The 18,236-nt window shown below is 65.5% G+C and carries 14 protein-coding genes and 2 pseudogenes; 9 read left to right on the top strand and 7 right to left on the bottom strand.

The window, feature by feature from the left end:
* Positions 1 to 150: 150 nt before the first annotated feature.
* Positions 151 to 693: a TetR/AcrR family transcriptional regulator gene (locus tag HAP41_RS12385; RefSeq protein ID WP_248577196.1), complete on the bottom strand. Its 543-nt coding sequence runs from the start codon at positions 691 to 693 to the stop codon at positions 151 to 153.
* A gap of 150 nt (positions 694 to 843) precedes the next feature.
* Here HAP41_RS12385 and HAP41_RS12380 point away from each other — a divergent pair, with 150 nt between their 5' ends.
* The 5 genes and pseudogenes from HAP41_RS12380 (at position 844) to HAP41_RS12365 (ending at position 4,143) form a co-directional block, all read left to right on the top strand.
* Positions 844 to 1,581 carry a 3-oxoacyl-ACP reductase family protein gene (locus HAP41_RS12380; RefSeq protein ID WP_166101699.1) on the top strand — a complete coding sequence of 246 codons (738 nt, stop codon included), beginning with the start codon at positions 844 to 846 and terminating at the stop codon, positions 1,579 to 1,581.
* Between the two features lie 300 nt (positions 1,582 to 1,881).
* Positions 1,882 to 2,409: pseudogene (locus HAP41_RS50035) on the top strand (MFS transporter); the annotation flags it as partial.
* 145 nt (positions 2,410 to 2,554) lie between these two features.
* Positions 2,555 to 3,055 carry an MFS transporter gene (locus HAP41_RS50030; RefSeq protein WP_349770485.1) on the top strand — a complete coding sequence of 167 codons (501 nt, stop codon included), beginning with the start codon at positions 2,555 to 2,557 and terminating at the stop codon, positions 3,053 to 3,055.
* A gap of 79 nt (positions 3,056 to 3,134) precedes the next feature.
* Positions 3,135 to 3,977 carry an IS5 family transposase gene (locus tag HAP41_RS12370; RefSeq protein WP_166060442.1) on the top strand — a complete coding sequence of 281 codons (843 nt, stop codon included), beginning with the start codon at positions 3,135 to 3,137 and terminating at the stop codon, positions 3,975 to 3,977.
* Between the two features lie 16 nt (positions 3,978 to 3,993).
* Complete coding sequence (locus HAP41_RS12365; RefSeq protein WP_175618138.1) at positions 3,994 to 4,143, top strand: hypothetical protein; 150 nt, start codon at positions 3,994 to 3,996, stop codon at positions 4,141 to 4,143.
* A 16-nt stretch (positions 4,144 to 4,159) separates the two neighbouring features.
* On the opposite strand, the gene HAP41_RS12360 is transcribed toward HAP41_RS12365, so the two are convergent.
* The 4 genes from HAP41_RS12360 to HAP41_RS12345 all read right to left on the bottom strand — a co-directional run bounded on the left by HAP41_RS12360 (position 4,160) and on the right by HAP41_RS12345 (position 10,875).
* Positions 4,160 to 4,393, bottom strand: coding sequence for a hypothetical protein (locus HAP41_RS12360; protein ID WP_063981598.1), 234 nt, complete (start codon positions 4,391 to 4,393; stop codon positions 4,160 to 4,162).
* Between the two features lie 19 nt (positions 4,394 to 4,412).
* Complete coding sequence (locus HAP41_RS12355) at positions 4,413 to 5,531, bottom strand: DUF2336 domain-containing protein (RefSeq protein WP_071910481.1); 1,119 nt, start codon at positions 5,529 to 5,531, stop codon at positions 4,413 to 4,415.
* Between the two features lie 199 nt (positions 5,532 to 5,730).
* On the bottom strand, positions 5,731 to 9,375 hold the full coding sequence (locus HAP41_RS12350) for an AsmA family protein (RefSeq protein ID WP_166101718.1): 3,645 nt from the start codon (positions 9,373 to 9,375) through the stop codon (positions 5,731 to 5,733).
* A gap of 270 nt (positions 9,376 to 9,645) precedes the next feature.
* Complete coding sequence (locus HAP41_RS12345; RefSeq protein ID WP_166101721.1) at positions 9,646 to 10,875, bottom strand: cytochrome P450; 1,230 nt, start codon at positions 10,873 to 10,875, stop codon at positions 9,646 to 9,648.
* 129 nt (positions 10,876 to 11,004) lie between these two features.
* On the opposite strand from HAP41_RS12345, the gene HAP41_RS12340 reads away from it, so the two are divergent.
* From HAP41_RS12340 to HAP41_RS12325, 4 genes and pseudogenes are all read left to right on the top strand, one after another.
* The gene (locus HAP41_RS12340; protein WP_166101723.1) at positions 11,005 to 11,616 is read left to right on the top strand and encodes a TetR/AcrR family transcriptional regulator; all 612 of its coding nucleotides are present in this window, start codon (positions 11,005 to 11,007) and stop codon (positions 11,614 to 11,616) included.
* A 312-nt stretch (positions 11,617 to 11,928) separates the two neighbouring features.
* Positions 11,929 to 12,219: a hypothetical protein gene (locus HAP41_RS12335; RefSeq protein ID WP_166101726.1), complete on the top strand. Its 291-nt coding sequence runs from the start codon at positions 11,929 to 11,931 to the stop codon at positions 12,217 to 12,219.
* Positions 12,220 to 12,348: 129 nt separating this feature from the next.
* Positions 12,349 to 13,555 (top strand): annotated as a pseudogene (locus HAP41_RS12330) (NAD(P)/FAD-dependent oxidoreductase).
* A gap of 92 nt (positions 13,556 to 13,647) precedes the next feature.
* Entirely contained in the window at positions 13,648 to 14,565 is a 918-nt protein-coding gene (locus HAP41_RS12325) for an MBL fold metallo-hydrolase (protein WP_166101732.1), read from the top strand.
* Between the two features lie 94 nt (positions 14,566 to 14,659).
* Here HAP41_RS12325 and HAP41_RS12320 read toward each other — a convergent pair whose 3' ends face one another.
* Together HAP41_RS12320 and HAP41_RS12315 are read right to left on the bottom strand one after the other, a co-directional pair.
* A complete protein-coding gene (locus HAP41_RS12320; RefSeq protein ID WP_166101737.1) occupies positions 14,660 to 15,217 on the bottom strand; it encodes a hypothetical protein in 558 nt (185 codons plus the stop codon).
* 280 nt (positions 15,218 to 15,497) lie between these two features.
* Positions 15,498 to 18,083, bottom strand: coding sequence for an EAL domain-containing protein (locus tag HAP41_RS12315; protein WP_166101743.1), 2,586 nt, complete (start codon positions 18,081 to 18,083; stop codon positions 15,498 to 15,500).
* Positions 18,084 to 18,236: the final 153 nt, after the last annotated feature.

The following is an 18,236-nucleotide window of genomic DNA, read 5'->3' as shown; positions in this document are numbered from 1 at the left end:
GTAAGCTGGGCCCGCGTTTCGGATACGGTCTTGAGATAGATCAATCTCTCGGCCTAGCTCGTAGGATGGATAGAGCGGAGCGAAACCCATCAACACGCCTGGATGGAACGATGGGTCTCGCTGCGCTCTACCCATGGTACAGGCCGCGAGCTACCGCTCGCCCGGCCACATCGCCATGGCCGCCTTCGCTACGCCTCTCAACTCCTCAGGCGTCGCGTCGTCCTTGGCCTGGATCGCCATGCCTTCGAAGACGCTGAGGTAGAACCGGCTCAGCGCATCGATGTCGGTTGCGGCAGGCAGTTCGCCGCTCGCGACCGCAGCCTCCAGCCGCCCGCGCAAATTGCCGAGCATGTCGAGCCGGGCCTTCTTGATCTCGCGGGCAATCGTTGCCGGCCATTCGTCGCTGACGGCGCCCAGCACGGCCATGCAGCCGGCCGGCGCTCTCCGGGATTTCGGCAGGGTCTCGGCCGCCCCGATCAGCAGATTCTCGATGCCGGCGCGCGCGGTCGCGCCTTCCGCAAGCCGGTCCCAGACCGGCTGGCCCTGGGTCTCGACGTAATGCTCGATCGCGGCAAGGTAGAGTGCCTCCTTGCTTTCGAAGGCCGCATAGAGGCTGGGCGAGCTGACGCCCATGGCGTCGCAGAGGTCGTGCATCGAGGCTGCCGCAAAGCCCTTGCGCCAAAACAGCAGCATGGCGGCCTCCAACGCCGCGTCGCGATCAAATTCCCGTGGCCGGCCTGCCATCGCCCGTCTTTCTGTAATGATCAACACATAATTCACCTGACCGCGGCAATCAAGACTCCACATATTCTGTGTCGATCATTACAGAATTGGAGAGATCACATGACGCTGGCAGGAAAACGGGCCTTGGTGACGGGCGCAAGCAGGGGTATCGGTGCGGCCATCGCGAAGGCGCTAGCCGCGGAAGGCGCCGATGTCGCGATTACTTACGAGAAGTCTGCGGAGAGCGCCGCCAAGGTCGTGGACGCGATCAAGGCGACGGGCCGGAAAGCCGTAGCGATCCAGGCCGACAGCGCCGATGTCGCTGCCGTTCAGGCTTCGGTCGACAAGACCGTCAAGGAGCTGGGCGGGCTCGACATCCTGGTCAACAATGCCGGCATTCTGCGATTGGGAGGCCTCAATGACATCTCGCTCGCCGACATCGACGCGCTGCTGAACGTCAACGTGCGTTCGCCGATCGCCGCGAGCAAGGCCGCGCTGCCGCACCTTGGCAAGGGCGGCCGCATCATCACCATCGGCAGCTATTTTGCGGACCGCGTGCCCTCGCCGGCGCTCGGCGTGTACGCGGCGTCGAAGTCGGCGCTAACCGCATTCACGAAGGCGCTGGCGCGGGAGCTTGGCCCGAGGGACGTCACGGTCAACCTCGTGGCACCGGGCTCGATCGACACCGACATGAATCCGGCGCACGGCCCGACCGCGGAGACGCTGAAACAGTTCATGGCGCTCGGCCGGTACGGCGCGACGGATGACATCGCGAATGCCGTGACATTCCTGGCGAGCGCGAAGGCAAAATACATCACCGGCTCGACCTTGACCGTCGACGGCGGCGCGAACGCCTAGACATTCTGGCGCTTCGCGTTCGTCCAACAGGAGGTTGAGAAGCTGGCCATGACTGCGATGGCAAAATAAGATGATGTTCGCGATCATCATGGCGGGCGGCCGATGCCTGGGCCGCCCCCGAACGTTAGATAGAGCGTGTCGCGTGCTTCGTCTCTCGTCCAGCTTCGAGCATGACAGCACGACTGTCACTTTGGCTTGAACGTCAAAATGCCGTTTGCACTCATCGTTCGCCCCCGTCATTGTTTCGCAACGCCGCCCGGATGTTGAGCGGGTTCCGGTGATCAAGCGGGAGGCCTTGCCATGCAAGACGTCGAGAAGCGTGTCATTGGCAAGGTTATGTGGCGGCTTATACCGTTCCTGATCGTCTGCTATTTCGTGGCCTATCTTGACCGCGTCAATGTCGGCTTTGCCAAGCTGCACATGAACCAGGCGCTGGGTTTAAGTGAAGCAGCGTTCGGACTGGGCGCGGGCTTGTTTTTCGTCGGGTATTTCCTGTTTGAAGTCCCCTCCAACATCTTCCTGGAACGAGTCGGCGCGCGCGTCTGGATCGCCCGCATCATGATTACGTGGGGAATCGTCTCGGCGGCCTTCGCATTCATCCCATCGATATCGGCAGCAACGGGAATACCGACGACGGGCGTCTTCTACTCTCTTCGGTTGCTGCTCGGTGCCTGCGAGGCGGGATTCTTTCCGGGCATCATCTTCTATCTGACCCTGTGGTTCCCGGCGGTTTACCGGGCTCGGGTCATCAGCCTGTTCATGCTGGCGATCCCGATTTCGTCCATCATCGGATCGCCCATCTCCGGGCTTCTGCTCGGCGTGACCGGTTGGGGATTGGAAGGCTGGCAGTGGCTGTTCATTCTCGAGGCGCTGCCGTCGGCCGTGGGTAGGCATCTGCGTCCTGCTCTATCTGACCGATTTTCCGCGCCAGGCCCGCTGGCTGCAACAAGACGAGATTGCCTGGCTGGAAGACGTGCAGGCCACCGAGAAGCGAAACAAGGAGAAAGTCGAACACCTGTCATTGGGTCAGGCGCTCACCGATTACCGCATTTTGTTGTGCGCTCTGGTGTACTTCTGCCTGAACGCTGCAAGTTATGGTGTGGCGTTCTTCCTGCCAACCATCATCAAGGGTTTTGGCGTCAGTGATACCCAGACCGGCTTGCTCGCAGCGTTGCCCTTTATTTTCGGGGCCGCGGGCATGGTGCTGCTTGGTCGTCATTCCGATCGGACCATGGAAAGAAAGGGTCACGTCGCCGCGGCACTGTTGATGGCAGCGGTGGGAATCGGAGTGGCGGGTCTCGTTTCCAACTCCGTCCTTGTCATGGCATTGCTTTGCTTCGCACAGATCGGCGTCTCCGCGGTCCCCCCGATGTTTTGGCCGCTGCCGGCGAGCTTTCTAACGGGAGCATCGGCTGCCGCCGGCATCGCCGCGATCAACTCGCTTGGAAATCTTTCCGGTTTCGCCGGTCCTTAGTGTCCGACCGAAAAATAAGTTGAGTGATATCAGCGAGTTCTGATTCCATCGGTGTTGCGAAGCATCAAAGGGATCGAGAATGTGGACTGATATCACCCGGGCACAGTTTGCCCGAGAGGAGCTGCGTTTGCCAAGCGACTTGACGGATGCGGAATGGGGCGTGCTGGAGAGGTTGCTTCCTGTGCGGGCCAAGCGCGGGCGGCGCCCGAAATGGAGCTATCGCGACATCGTCGAGGCAGTACTCTATCTGCTGCGCGGCGGATTGCCGTGGCGCATGCTGCCGCCCACTCTGTTTCCACCAATGACCACGGTGCAGTACTATTTCTACCAATGGCGCGACAGCGGATTGTGGCAATCGATCAACCACGCACTCCTGATGCTGGCGCGCGAGGCGATCGGCCGGGAGGCCTCGCCGACGGCCGGCGTGATCGACAGCCAATCGGTCAAGACCACGGAAAGTGGCGGCCCTCGCGGCTACGACGCGGGAAAGAAGATCAAGGGTCGAAAGCGCCACATCGTCACCGACACCCAAGGGCTCCTGGTCGGAGCGATCGTTCACGCTGCCGACGTCCAGGATCGTGACGGCACGCCAGATGTCCTGTGCAGCATTCGCTACCGCTTCCCCTGGCTGCGCCATATCTTCGCCGATGGCGGCTATGCCGGCGAAAAGCTCAAGGCGGTGCTGGAAAAGATCGGCCGGTGGACTGTCGAGATCATCAAGCGCTCCGATGCCGCACAGGGCTTCGAGGTGCTTCCGCGCCGCTGGGTGGTCGAACGAACCTTCGCCTGGCTCGGCCGCAACCGCAGATTGGCCAAGGACTTCGAGCGAACCATCGAAAGCGCAACTGCCTGGCTCTTCCTCGCCTCTGTCCAACTCATGACAAGGCGCATCGCAGCGATAAAAACAGCAATGCAATTTTGAGTCAGGCTCTTACGCAATGGGCTACCTGAAGGATTTAACCGGCAGTTTTACCGCAGGTCTTCTGTTGCTGGCGGGTTGCGCGCTGGTGGGCGCAGTCGTTGTCGTGCTGCTACGCATCGATGCAAGGCGCGAGCAAGTGTCCGGCGAAATCGCGATGGCGCACTAGACGCTGGTGACCGTCGCTACCTGAAATACCCGAGCACGAGATCGATATCCGCGCTGCCGGCAACCGTGCCGTTGAGCTCGGCGTCGATGACGCGGCGGCAGGCCGCGATCGCGGCGTGATCGCCGAGATCGTTGGCGGCTTCGAGCACGAGCCAGGCGGCGTCGACGGAAGCCTTCTCGGGAGCCGAACCGCCGGCATCGACGGGCAGGCTCTTGTTCTTGCGAATTGCGGTGCCGAATTGAGGCAACATTGCAACTACTCCCTCTCGCTCAGTGCACCTGGAGTTCGGGCTGACGGCCCGTATCGGCACCCGCGCCGGTCTTGCGCGACTGGTAGAACTTCAGAATGCTGCGCGACGTCTCGATCTTGAGCTTGCCGAACTCGCGCTCGCTGTCATGGAGCTCGCGCGCCGTGATCAGATGATCCTTGGCGCCGAGGAACAGCAGCGACATGGTCGTGTCCCACGAGAAGTCGAGCGCCTTGCACAGCACCAGAAGTATCTCGCGATTGCGGTCCATCATCGCGCGCTCGATCACGTCGACCGGAAGCGACGACAACAGCGACAGGCCGATCTGCACCTCGTCGAAACGGTGCTGGCGCGCATAGTTCGAGATCGAGTCCTGGTTGAGGTTGCCCTGGCGGTACTGCGTCGTCACCACGCGCTTGGCGACGAAATAGCTGCGCGAGGACGGACCGAACTTGGACTGCAGATCGCCGGTGACGTCGGTCACCGAGCTCTGGATCTGCGCCATCATCTCGGGCCGCTCGTGCTCGAGGCGGCGGCGGACGTCTTCCGACGCCTTGGAAATGAGCTGCTGGAAGATGTGGCGCGGCACGTCCTTGCGCAGGCCGAGCTGCTCGGCGAGGATCGAGTCGCCCTCCGCGCGCCGGACCATGTGCAGCAGGCCCGAGCCCGAGAAGCGCGCGCCCTCGTTCCTTGCGACGGAGGTCACGACCGCCTGGTCGCCGCGCTTGACCAGCACGTCGGTGACGGCTTCGCCGATCGACTTGCGCTGGGCGATCGCAAGCAGATGCGCCTGGCCCTTGGTCATGGCGCTCTCGACCAGCATCTTCTCGTCGATACGAGCGGAGTCGCGCAGCACGGGACCGGCCACGTCGATCTCGTCGTCGAGGGCGAGCTTTTCGATGACATTGAGCGGAGCGTGGTCGCAGGCCGACATCAGCTCGGAGAGCTGCGCCCGCGCGGCGACCTCGATCTCGTCGGCGAGCCGCCCGATGACCTCGCCGAACATGCTGATCTCGTCGTCGCTGTAGCGGCCGGTGATCAGGATGTCGGTCGCATGCCACAACGCCTTCGCCCGGCTCTCGTCGGTGCCGCGCGCGATCGCGTCGTCCAGATCCTGCAGAAGCGATTTCGCCCCGTTCATCTCGTTACCCCAGTTCTTGGTTAGCCATCCTGCTTGTGCTGGCAGGACGCCGAATTCCTCTGGGAACCGACACTAGAGATCAAACGCGAGAATCCAGTAAAGTCGGCAGATCAGTTTTGCCGAGCAAAATTCGTTAAAATGCGCGGGAATCGGTTTACCGGCGGGCAAGGGCCAGCGCTTGCCGAACAGGCTGCCGCGTTCACGGATTCGACGGCGTCAGCACCAGCGGTGGCTTCGGCTTGGGTTTTGCGGGCGGCGGGCCCGGCGCCGGCCTCACCTCGATCGGCGGCGGCAGCGGGGCGATCTGCTGGCTCGCGAGCGGCGGGCTTGTGAGTGGCGGGCTCGGCACCGCGGGCGCTGCCTGCGGCGCCTTCGGCGTCGGCGCGGCCTTTGGCTTCGGCGGCGCGCGGCGCGGATCGCGGCCGGGCAACGGCACGTCGGTCAGCGACGGCTCGGGCACCGGATCGGGCGAGACCAGCGTCGGCAGCGCCGCAGTCGCCGGCGGCGGCTCGCCGCGCTCGATCGCATCCAGCCGGCGCGTCTCGCGATCGATCGTGCGCACCGCGAGCCATGACGACAGCGGCGCGAGATCGACGGTGCGGTTGAGCTTGTCGGGGGGACCTGCCGCGAACAACTGGATCTCCGGCGGCGCGCCGGAAAGCCCGGTCATGATCGGCGTCAGGCTGGCGCGGATGTCGGCCTGGTCGGCGGGAATGTCGTAGCCGCCGGAGACAATGGCGCGGGCGTTCTTTGCTTCCAGCGGTGTCGCGCCGACGCGCAGGCGCCCGTCGCGGATCGTGAACGGGATCTGCGCCGAGGCGACCGCGATCGGACCAGCCAACAGCGCGGGCTCGACGAGCTGCCGCAGCCTGTTGTCGTCGGCAACCTGGCCGCCGTCGCTGGCGCGGATGGCGATCTCGAAGGCGCGCGGATTGAGGCCGCTGATTTCCGCGGCCTCGAGCGTCACCGTACCATTGCCGGCGAGCGCACCGGTCAACGCCGCAACGCTGCGGCCCTGGCTGGTCAGGGCCATTTGCACTGAGGCGCGTCCCTTGGGCAATGCGAGATCGCGGTAGCGCAGCGCCGCCGCATCGACATTGCGCAGCTCGATACGCGCGTTCAGCGCAACGCCATTGGCACCGTTGCGCGCGTCGAAGCTCGCCGACATCTCACCGCCGCCGACCCCGCCCTTGAGCGCGTCGAGCGCGAGCGACTGGCCGTCGCTACGGATCGTGCCGCCGACGGGGCGCAGCTCGATGCCGTCAGGCAAGGTGCCGCGTAAAGCCTGGAAGGCGATGCGGCCACGCCAGCCGCCGAGCAGCCCCGCACTCAGGGGATCGCCGGCATCACGTCCGGCGGCGCCGATGGCCATTGCGAACGCCGGCGCAAGATCGAGCGCGTCGAGGCCGATTTCGCCATCGACGCTCTTCTCCTGATCGAGCGTCACCGCGAGATGCCCGCGCAGATGCGAGCCGGCCGCACTGCTGTCGAGATCGTCGAAGGTCAGGCGGTTGCCGGAGAGGCCGACGCGCGAGGACAGGTTGACGCTCTGCACTGACTTGTCCGCCGGGCTGGTCCCGAACAGCGGCGCCAGATTGGCATTGCGCACGCGCAAATTCACGCTGGCCTTCGGCTGGGACGAACTGGGGTCCGACAATTCGATGCTGCCTTGCGCATCCGCATCCAGTCCGCCGCCACTGAGCTTTGCGTTCAATTGCAACGGCCGGCGCCACGCGCCGCTCAACCGGCCTTCGAACTGCGAGGCGCCCTCGCCCGCGGCGGCGACGCGATCAAGGCCCAGCAGCGCCAGCAATGCGCCGGCCTTCGGCGTCGAAATTTTCGAGTCCAGCGTGAAGTCGCTGTTGCGCAAGCGGTCGATGTCGATGCCGTTGACCGCCGCGACCGGCGTCTGCCCGGCCAGCGTCGCGGTGGCCTTGAGCTGCGGCGCATCGAGATCGAGCACGGCGCGCGCGTCGTTGCGATCGGCATGGTCGGCGTTCTTGTCGAGGCTGAGGTCGAGCTTCAACCGCGTCGCACCGGGCAATGACGGGATGGCGTCGAACCGTGCGCGCACCGAAGGCGCGATCGGCTCGAGCAGCGCGGTGAGCTCACGCAGCGAATTGGCCGAGGATTTCAGCGCGAGCTTGCCGGTGGCATGAACGCGGTCGAAGCTGCCGCTCGCTTCGGTGGTCACCCCGCTCGCCTGGCCGAAGCGCAACTGCTCCAGCGACAGCGCCGCCGGGCCGTAGCCGAGTTTCGCCGTGAACGGCCGCAGCTCCTGTCCGGCCGACATCGCGCGGCCGACATCGAGCGAAAGCTTGGCTTCCTCCGGCCATTCGCCCTGCGGCCCCGCGAGCGCGCGCACGAAGCTTGCGGCGGCATCGAGGTCGAGACGGTCGGCCTTGAGCTCGGCGTCGATCCGCGAGCCCTTGCTCGCGCCGGTCTGGACGAAGGCGATGCGGCCCTCCACCGCGCCGCCCTCGATCTCGGCCTTCAGCCTGTCGACGGCGAGATGGTTGGCGGCGATGGTCACGTCGCCGGCAAGGCGCAGCGGCCGCGTGCTGCGGCGGTTGATCTCGCTGCGGCCCTGGAGCCAGGCCACCAGCGTATCGGGGTCGGACGACTCGACGCTGAGACGGCCGCTAAAGCTGTCGGCGCCCGGCGTTGCGCCGTTGAGCGAGAGCTGCGTCATGCCGGGCGCGCGCAGCTCGAGCCGCTGGAAAGTCCAGGACCTTCCGTCGGTCTGAAGCTCCGCCGTGATGTTCTGGAGCGGACGCCCGCCCAGCATGATCTGGTCGGAGTTGAACTCGATCTGCGCCGGCATCGGCGCCTGCGGGATCGCCGCAAGGCCCGCGCGCAGCGCCGGCAAGACGCGCTGCGGCTCGGCATCGTCCTTGCCCGCCAGCTTGTCGGCATCGACCTGGCGCGCCGACAGCACCGCGCGCAGCAGCGGCGAGGCCCCGAACCTGACATCGCCGACACCGCCAAACTTGAGCGCATTGTCCTCGGCGCCGAAGCTCGCATCGATCTGATCGAATTTGGCGCCGGCCGGATCGGCCTTGAGCTTTGCCGTGAGCTTCCAGGGTGTCGGCCCCGCCGCGCCCGCCTTCTTGACCGGGGGCACAGCGAGCGTCAGTGCGCCGTCGAATTTCGGCAGGCGGTTGTCGAAGGCGAGCACGCCTTCGAAATCGGCCAAAATCGTGCGCTCGCCGGGATCGATGTTGAGGTGGAGACGGGTGGCGCTGCCGTCGGCGCTCGGCCCGGAGGAGACGCGGAACGGATAGCGCACGCCAGTGGCGGTGAAACTGCCGTCGCCGCGGACCGAGCCGGCCAGCGAGCGCACGTCGCCGGAAAAGGTGATGTCGTTCAATTCCAGCGTCGAGCGGCTGGCGGCATCGTGCAGGGCGATGCGGCCGGTGAGGTTCAGCCGTTCGATCGCAAGCGAGGCCAGATTGAAGGTGCGGCTCGCGGTGGACGGCAAATCGACCCGTCCCTTGGCATCCAGGCCGAGATCCACCGCCATGCCGTTGACAGTCAGCTCGGTGGCACGCCATTCGCCGCGCATCAGCGAGCTGAGGCTGAACTCGACGTCGAGCTTGTCGGCGCGCAGGCGGCCGAGATCGTTGTTGCCGCCGAAGGTGACCGAGCGCAGCCGCAGCGTCGGCGCCGGCAGCAGCCGTGCATCCAGCTCGCCCGCCACCCGCACCGGCACGCCCATGATCGTGCCCGCCTCCGCCTCGAACTGGGGCCTGAACTGGTTCCAGTCGATGAAGTAAGGCCCGATCAGCGCGGTCAGCAGCGCAATGATGAAGGCAATCGCCAATCCGAGCAGCGTCGTCTGCACGGGTCTCCCCTCGGCCAAACCGGCCCGGGCCGAACCTGAGGGCCTCAGGCGCGCCGGAACAGCCCCTTATATAAAGGGAAGTGTGGCGAAGTCACAGCGACTGTTGCGCGCGGAGGTTAACGCTGGCGGGAAGACCCTCATGGTGAGGAGGCGCGCTAAGCGCCGTCTCGAACCATAGAGGCCCCGCGCCCGCGGCCATCCTTCGAGACGGCTGCTTTGCAGCCTCCTCAGGATGAGGACCGGCGCGCGCAGATGCAGCGCTGGCGGCCATCACCAGCTTGCCGGCAGGCGTTTCAGGCCGCGCAGCACGAAGGTCGGGCGCCATTCCGGGTTCTCGACGTCGTCGATGCGCAGATCCGGCAGCCGCCGCAACAGCGTCGCAATGGCGATTTCGGCCTCGATGCGCGCCAATTGGGCGCCCAGGCAGAAATGGATGCCGCCGCCGAACGATAGCGGCTTGACGTTGGGCCGGGTGACGTCGAGCCGGTCGGGGCGATCAGGGTAGACCGCCGGATCGCGGTTGGCCGAGCCGAGCAGGCACAGCACGGTCTCGCCCTTGGGGATGCTCTTGCCGCCGAGATCCGCAATGTCCTCCAGCGCCACGCGTCCGGTCATCTGCACCGAGGAATCGTAGCGCAAGAATTCCTCGATCGCGTTGACCATCAACTCGGGCCGCGCCTTCAGGAGCGCGAGCTGATCCGGATTGCGATGCAGCGCGAGCAGGCCGTTTCCGATCAGATTGACGGTGGTCTCGTGGCCGGCGCCGAACAGCAGGATGATGTTGGCGGTCAATTCCTCGTTGGTGAGCTTGTGGCCGTCTTCCTCGGCCTGCACCAGCTGGGTGGTGAGATCGTCGCCGGGATTGCGGCGGCGCAGCTCGAACAGCTGCTGTAAATACATCTGCGCCATCATGTTGCCGGCGTTGCCCTTCGCGATCTCTTCCGGCGTGAGGGGCACGGGGTCAAGCAGCCGCCCGCCATCGCGCGAGCTGTTGTAGAAGGTCTCGCGATGATCCTCGGGGATGCCGAGCATGTCGCAGATGATGGTGACCGGCAGGCGGAAGGCGAAATCCTCGATCAGGTCCATGTGGCCGCGCTCGATCACCGCATCGATGGCCTGGTCGACGATCGCCTGGATCCGCGGCCGCATGTCCTCGACGCGACGGGCGGTGAAGGCCTTCACGACGAGGCCGCGCAGGCGGGTGTGGTCGGGCGGATCGGATTGCAGCATCCAGTGGCTCATGCTGCGGAACACCGGCTCGTCCATGATGGCAGGGCTATAGCGGCGCTTGGAGCGCTCGACAAAATCCTTGCCGAAGCGCTTGTCGCGCATCACGAAGCTGACGTCGGCATGGCGGCTTGCGACGAACTGCCCGAACGGCGTCACATGGATCGGCTCGATCGTGCGCAGCCGGTCATAGTGCGGATAGGGATCGCGGATGAAGTCCGGCGACAGCGGATTGAACAGCGGTCCGCCTGCGGGTTGCACTTGCTCGTTCATGGTGACCTCAATCGGTTGCCGCATGACACGAATACGCCGGCAGTCCCCTTGCGCGCGGCGTAACCATCCCCAGGATTATAAACTCGATACATTGTTGTATCGAGTTGCATTCTGCCCTAACCTGCGCCGATGTCAAGGCTGAGAACCAGGCCGACCAGGGACGACACGCGCGACAAACTGTTCGAGGCGGCCGCGCGCGTGTTCGAGGCGGACGGCATCGGCGGCGCCAGCATCGAGGCGATCGCGGCCGCCGCGGGCTTCACCCGCGGCGCGTTCTATTCCAACTTCAAGAGTAAGGATGAATTGATCATCGCCATGCTCGAGGATCATGTCGAGCAGTCGATCCGGCGCAACCTCGACATCCTCGCGCAGCACGACAATCTCGACGATTTCATCGCGGCGCTGAAGACGATGGATCGCAGCCGGCAAGACCCGCTCGGCCGCTCGCCCCTCCTGCACATGGAGATGATCCTGTTCGTCGCGCGCGCCGAGAAGCGCCGCCCGGAGCTTGCCAAGCGGCTGCGCGCGCGGCGCAAGCTGGTCGCCGACATCGTCGAGGCCACGTTGAAGAGCAACGGCAGGAACGACACGCTGAATCCGCCATGGATGGCCTCCGTCGTGCTGGCGCTGGAAGACGGCTTTCGCCTGCACCGCCTGATCGATCCGGAGACGACGCCGGCCGACAGTTTTCTGCGCGCGATCACGGATTTGAGGCGCAGGACCGGATTGTCGTCGAACTAGCCTGGATCGCCGATATCAGTCGCACGACCGGACCCACCATCCGACCGGCGTTGAATTCTCCGACAACTCGCCGCCCGCCCCAATCGTGCGTTTTTGAAAACGTGCGCCTGATTGCAGCAGGATCGGACAAGGCATTGCCGCTTCGGGAAATACGCCGGGCCTCCGCGCCGCTAACCGGCTAGGCGCCGGGCGATTGGCGCAGGCGCGTGGGTTAGCAGCAATCTCTCGACAGGGACGGCAATCGCTCTGGCGCAGTCGACGATCCGGTTGGCTAAACATCGCAACGTCACATCATGGGGACGGAGACAAACGATGGACAGGAAACGGCTTGCAATCGCGCCACGACGGAAGGCCGTCTCGACGGCGCTCATGTACGGGCTTTCACTGACCGTGCGTTTCACCTCGCCGACGGCCGAAGAGGCGCCGCCACAGATCGCACAAGACGCCAAGGTCTCGACGTCGATCCTGATCGATCGCGGCTGGACCAACAAACCTGCGCTGCCGGTCGCCCTGCGCGGCTGGCCATCGGGCCCGCGAAGCTGCCGCGCAGGATGTGAAGGCCCTGCGCTGCTGTCCTCGCTGCCCAACTGCACCGCGCCGTAAGGACCAGGCGGTCTCCGTCTCACCTCTTCGCGTCATCATCGCTCGCAACAGGCACTGCTCGCATCGAGCGGCGGCGATGGCGCGCGTTTCGAACCAACAAACCCAGAACCAAATCCAGGAGTGAACCACATGCGACTGCTCATCATTGGCGCCGGCTTCGCCGGCATGTACGCCGCCCTCTCCGCCCGCCCGCCTGCGCGACATTCAGGGCGTCTCGCCGGAAGAGCTCGAGATCGCGCTCATCGCACCGGAGCCGACGCTGGTGGTCCGCCCTCGGCTCTATGAGCCGAAGCCGGAAACCCTGACGGCGCCGCTGCTCGATGTCCTCAAGGCGATCGACGTCGACTACATCCAGGGGAGCGCCGAGACTGTCGACACCGAGGCGCTGACGGTGCAGATCTCGACTCCCAAAGGCACCCGCAAGACCCTGTCCTACGACCGCCTGGTGATCGCCACCGGCAGCCGCCTGTTCCGACCCAACATTCCCGGCCTTGCCGAGCACGGCTTCAGCGTCGACTCGCTCGACGATGCGGTTGCTCTCGACAAGCATCTGCATGGCCTCGCCGACCGGCCGGCCGTCAATGGACGCGACACGGTCGTGGTCGCCGGCGGCGGCTTCACCGGCATCGAGGCGGCGACCGAGCTGCCCGCGCGCCTGCGCGCCATCTTCGGCCAAAACGCCAGGACGCGCGTGATCATCGTCGAGCGTAACGGCGCAATCGCTCCCGACATGGGCGAAGGCTCCCGCCCGGTCATCGAGCAAGCGCTGCGCAAGCTCGGCGTGGAGACAAGGCTCGGCACCGGCGTTGCCTCGCTCGACAAATCCGGCGTGACGCTGTCGACCGGCGAACACATCGAAACCGAGACGGTGATCTGGGCAGCCGGTATTCGCGCCGCGCCGTTGACAGCGCAGATTCCCGCCGAGCGCGACAATTTCGGCCGGCTGCTGGTGGACCGCGATCTGCGCGTGTCCGGCGTCGCCGGCGTCTTCGCCACCGGCGATGCGGCGCGAGCCGCATGCGACGACGAGGGCAATTACGCGCTGATGTCTTGCCAGCACGCCACGCGGATGGGCGCCTTTGCCGGCAACAATGCGGCCGCTGAACTCCTGCGCGTCCCGACCAGGCCGTATCACCAGAAGGCCTACGTCACCTGCCTCGATCTCGGCGAAGCCGGCGCGCTGTTCACGCGCGGCTGGGAGCGCAAGGTCGAGATGGTCGGTGACGTCGCCAAGAAGACCAAGCAGGAGATCAACACGGTCTGGATCTACCCGCCCCGCGCCGAGCGTGCCGCAGCGCTCGCCTCGGCCGATCCGGAGCGTGTGACGAGCCTCTAGAAGCACGAAACGATCACGGCCGCACCTCCCTGGCTGCGCGGCCTGCTCAACCAAGACCAGCCGGGAGCCCTACCTTGAAACAGGAGACCAACATGAACCTGCACAACACCTCATACCCCGCGACATCGAAGCCGGAAGAGCTCGTTCCATCGCGCTACGCGCTGAAGGTCGGCGAAATCGACGTGCTGGTGGTCAGCGACGGCGTGCTGCCGCTGCCAACCACGATGCTGGCGCACAATGCCGACCCGGCCGTCCGTGCGACCTGGCTGCACGACATGTTCCTGCCGCAGGACGCTTTCGACTGGGCGCTGAATGCGGTCGTGGTCCGCAGCGGCGACAAGACCATCCTGATCGATGCTGGACTGGGGTCAGACCCGGATCTGCACTTGCCGCGCGCCGGCCAGTTGATCAAGCGACTGGAAGCCGCCGGCATCGACCTCTCGTCCGTGACCGATCTGGTGCTGACCCACTTGCACATGGATCACATTGGCGGACTGCTCGTCGACGGGGTGAAGGAGCGGCTGCGTAAAGACCTGCGGATCCACGTGGCGGCCGCCGAGGTCAAATTCTGGGAGGCGCCCGATTTCTCCCACACCGCCATGCCGCCGGGTTTCCCGGACGCGCTTCGGGCGACCGCCAAGCGATTCGTCAAGGAGTACGGAAGTCAATTGCGGAAGTTCGATGAGCAGCACGAGGTTGCGCCGGGCGTCGTCGTTCGTCGCACCGGCGGTCACACCCCCGGACACAGCGTGGTTCGCGTGGCATCCGGCGGCGACGGGCTGACATTCGCCGGCGACGCCGTGTTTGCCGTCGGGTTCGATCAACCCGACTGGCACAACGGTTTCGAACACGACCCCGAAGAGGCGGCGCGCGTTCGGGTCGGTCTGTTGCGAGAGATTGCCGCGAGCGGCGAGATGCTGGTGGCGACCCACATGCCGTTCCCGTCCGTCGGCCATGTGGCGGTCGCCGGCGACGCCTTCCGCTGGGTGCCGGTGTTCTGGGATTACTGATCGCTCGCTGAGCCAACGTGAGACCAGGGCGCGCATTCATGGCGGGCCCTGGTTTCGATGCGGCGAACCGAGTCAGCGCGGCGCGCCGCCGATATCAGATCCGATCGTTGATCAGGACGCCGGACAACGACGGATCGTTCGCATTGGTCGTATCGCCTGCTTTCGTCGCGCTATAGGTCGAGTCGGCAAGCGAGCTTTTCAGCTGCTGGAGAAACTGTTGCAGCAGCTCCGCCGTCGAATTGCCGCTTGACGAGTCGTCCGTGCCGTTGACCGAGGGAGGCTCGCCGGATGGCGGTGGCCCGTCCGGCGGCGGTCCACCCGCTCCGTGCGGCCCATGCGAGAGCGCCGCCTTGAAAATTCCTTGCAGCTCGGTGGCCTGCTCGTCCGTCAACTTGCCGGCCGACACTTGCTGCTGGATGAGGCCATTAATCTTCGACGCGAAGGCGTCGGGCGAAGATGTCCCGCCGCCGGATTGATCGCTGGCGCCGGTTGACTGCAACGCGGAGCCGATGCTGCTGAGCGCGGCCGACAGCGCCGACTGATCCGACGCATCGATCGCGCCGGAATCGACTTCCGTTTGCAGTTCGTCTTGTATTTGTTGCAACGGTGATGAGCGGTGGTGATGGGAGGAGAGCGCAGAAATCGAGGTCATGGTGGCTTTCCGTGCTTTTGGCGGACCCGAGGTGACGTTGCCCCGAGTCCCATCCAGTCCTGAGTTCGCCCTGGCAGTTGGATTTGCCCGGTTGCGCGGTGGTAGGAACGGGAGCTGGCGCGGAGCATTTGGCAGGGCGCCGCTCCGATTGCTCGATATTGCCGATCGGCAACTAGAAATATCCAGAAACAAAAATCCGACCAGCCGATCATCAGCTGGGGCTGGAGCTACCCGTTGAGAGGGATGACTGCCGGATTGTGCGCGAACGCCCTGGAGCCGACTATGCCGACCGCTTCACCACGTCGCGACCGGCCGGCGTAACATCGAGCCGCCCCAGCATCGCCCTCGCCTGCTCGGTGCAGTGCTCGATCAGCCAGCGCTCGAACGCGACCGGCGGCAGCGCGGGCGCGTAGAGGAAGCCCTGGACGACGTCGCAGCCGAGCTCGGCCAGCGTCCTGCGCTGGCCTTCTGTCTCGACGCCTTCGGCGACGACGGTCATGCCGAGGCCCTGTCCGACGCGCACCACGGCGGTAGCGACCGCGAGCGCGCCCGCGTCTCTCTCGATGTCGCGCATGAAACTGCGGTCGATCTTCAGCTCGCGGATCGGCAGATGCGCGAGCCGGCTGAGGCTGGAATAGCCGGTGCCGAAATCGTCCACGGAAAGCCCGACGCCGAGTTCGCGGATCGCGTTCATCGTCTCCAGCGCGGCGACGCTGTCCCGCATGAACGTGCCCTCGGTGATCTCGAGCATCAGGGCGTCCGACCGCAGATCGTATTCGGCGAGGATGTCCTTGAGCCGCGCCGCCAGCGTAACGTTGCGGAAATTGATCGGCGACAGGTTCACTGACACGCTGGGAATGTTGAGCCCGGCGCGGCGCCAGTCCGCCATCTGCCGGCAGGCCTCACGCACCGACCACAGGCCGATCTGGTCGATCAGGCCGCACTCTTCGGCGAGCGGGATGAACTTCGCCGGCGAGACGTCGCCGAGCACGGCATCGTGCCAGCGCGCCAATGCCTCGACGCCGTGGACGGCACCGTCGCAACTGCGGATCTGCGGCTGGTAGCTGAGGGTCAGCGCGCCCTCGGCGACGGCGCGGCGCAGCGCGGCAATCAGCGCCAGGCGCTGCTCGGTGAGCCCGTTCATTTCGGCGCTGAAGATGCGATGGGTGGAGCGGCCGGCCTGCTTGGCCATGTACATGGCCGCGTCCGCCTGCTGCATCAAGGTGTCGATGTCGGTCGCATGGTCGGGATAGAGGCTGATGCCGATGCTTGCCGACATCTGCAGCTGCCTGGAGCCAAGCCGCAGCGGCGCGGCGAGCGCCTCCGTGACCCCGGCCGCGACGCGCTCGGCGCTCTCGGCGTTGCGCTGCGGCAGCAGGATGACGAACTCGTCGCCGCCGAGCCGTCCCAGCATGTCCTCAGGGCCTATCTGCTCGCGCAGGCGCTGCGCGAGCTGGATCAGCAGCTCATCGCCGGCAGCGTGGCCGAACGTGTCGTTGACGTCCTTGAAATGATCGACGTCGAGGAAGGCCAGCGCGACGTGGCTTCCGGTCGGGCAGGCATCGATGGCCGTGGTGATCAGGTGCCGCAGCTGCGCGCGATTCGGCAGCCCGGTGAGAATGTCGTGATAGGCGAGCCGCGCGATCTCGGCCCGCGCTTCCTTGCGCTCGATCGCGAAGGCGCCGAGATCGACGCAGGCGTTGACGATGCGGCGGTGCCAGTTGCTCGGCGCGCGCGGTTCACGGAAATAGAAGGCGAAGGTGGCGATGACCCGGCCGTCCTTGGCCTTGATCGGTGTCGACCAGCAGGCGCGCAGGCCCACTTCGAGCGGACGCGTCTTGTAGGGCTGCCAGCGCGGATCGGTGTCGAGATCTTCGGCCAGCACCGGTTCACCGTAGAAGGCGGCGGTGCCGCAGGATCCGACATTCGGACCGATCGCGATGCCGTCCAGCGCACGCGAATAGTCCTCGGGCAGGCTGGGCCCGCCGAGCGGATGGACAAGGCCTGCGGCATCGACGTGGAGCAGCGAGCAAACCACGTCAGGCGCGATCTCCTCGACCCTTCGGCACAGCCTGTCGGCGATATCGGTGATCGGAACCTCGTCGGCCAGCGCACTCATGATGAGCTGCTGGAGCGAGCGCAGCTGCCTGGTCTCGGTGATGTCCTCGAGCAGCGCGAAGATGTGCCTGGCCCGGCCCTTCTTGTCGCGGAAGACGTCGATACGGGCGCAGACCCAGATCTCCTCGCCGCCCTTGTTGTAGACCAGCGTCTCGATTTCGCCGCGGCGGCCGCCGGTCATCAGGCGCTTGACGAGCTTCGCGACGGCCTTCCGATCGGTGTGGCGGCCGGCGATCAACTCGCCTGCGCGGCGGCCCTCGGCCTCCTCGCTGGAGTAGCCAAACAGCGTCGCGAAGGTGGAATTGACGTAGACGATGTTCTGCTCCGTGTCGGTGATGAGCACCGCGCGGTTGGTCTGGTCGGAGACGGCGTGGAGAAGCCCGATTCTGACGCGGCGCTCGGCCTCCGCGGTGACGTCACGCGCGAACACGACGTGATGGGTGACGCCGCCACGCGTGACGGATGAAAGCGAGATCGCCGCCCGGATCCGGGTGCCGTCGCGCCGCACGAGGCTGATCTCGTCGCGGAACTCCGCGACCGGATCGGCCTGAAGGCATTTGAGCGTGAGAAGTTCGGCGTCGCGGCCGAGCGCCTCGGCGCGCGCGAGTTTCCAGATCCGCTCTGCACCGGCATTGAAATGCGTGATGCGACGGGCGCTGTCGACGATGACGATACCGCCGTCGGCGCATTCGAGCGCAGCCAGCAGCACGTCCGGAATTTCTGTCATGGGACAATCGGCGGCAGACATCGTTGGACCCGGATGCATCGGGAAGATGGCAAGGGGGGCCGAGGCTAGCGCCGCGATGGTGTCCAAGACGTTTTTGCAACCGGGTCGCGTCCGGACAAGACGCGACATGCTTAACGGCTCGCGAAAGATGCGAAGGCAATCCGATGCATTCGG

This window comes from Bradyrhizobium barranii subsp. apii (assembly GCF_011516635.5).
In the GTDB taxonomy this organism is placed as follows: domain Bacteria; phylum Pseudomonadota; class Alphaproteobacteria; order Rhizobiales; family Xanthobacteraceae; genus Bradyrhizobium; species Bradyrhizobium barranii.
This window is presented reverse-complemented; position numbering and strand designations above follow the sequence as displayed.

Excerpts from the sequence above, each read along its gene's own strand:
- HAP41_RS12385 (WP_248577196.1), bottom strand. The coding sequence starts at position 693 with ATGCTGCTGTTTTGGCGCAAGGGCTTTGCGGCAGCCTCGATGCACGAC.
- HAP41_RS12380 (WP_166101699.1), top strand. The coding sequence starts at position 844 with ATGACGCTGGCAGGAAAACGGGCCTTGGTGACGGGCGCAAGCAGGGGT.
- HAP41_RS12370 (WP_166060442.1), top strand. The coding sequence starts at position 3,135 with ATGTGGACTGATATCACCCGGGCACAGTTTGCCCGAGAGGAGCTGCGT.
- HAP41_RS12365 (WP_175618138.1), top strand. The coding sequence starts at position 3,994 with ATGGGCTACCTGAAGGATTTAACCGGCAGTTTTACCGCAGGTCTTCTG.
- HAP41_RS12360 (WP_063981598.1), bottom strand. The coding sequence starts at position 4,393 with ATGTTGCCTCAATTCGGCACCGCAATTCGCAAGAACAAGAGCCTGCCC.
- HAP41_RS12355 (WP_071910481.1), bottom strand. The coding sequence starts at position 5,531 with ATGAACGGGGCGAAATCGCTTCTGCAGGATCTGGACGACGCGATCGCG.
- HAP41_RS12345 (WP_166101721.1), bottom strand. The coding sequence starts at position 10,875 with ATGAACGAGCAAGTGCAACCCGCAGGCGGACCGCTGTTCAATCCGCTG.
- HAP41_RS12340 (WP_166101723.1), top strand. The coding sequence starts at position 11,005 with ATGTCAAGGCTGAGAACCAGGCCGACCAGGGACGACACGCGCGACAAA.
- HAP41_RS12335 (WP_166101726.1), top strand. The coding sequence starts at position 11,929 with ATGGACAGGAAACGGCTTGCAATCGCGCCACGACGGAAGGCCGTCTCG.
- HAP41_RS12325 (WP_166101732.1), top strand. The coding sequence starts at position 13,648 with ATGAACCTGCACAACACCTCATACCCCGCGACATCGAAGCCGGAAGAG.
- HAP41_RS12320 (WP_166101737.1), bottom strand. The coding sequence starts at position 15,217 with ATGACCTCGATTTCTGCGCTCTCCTCCCATCACCACCGCTCATCACCG.
- HAP41_RS12315 (WP_166101743.1), bottom strand. The coding sequence starts at position 18,083 with ATGTCTGCCGCCGATTGTCCCATGACAGAAATTCCGGACGTGCTGCTG.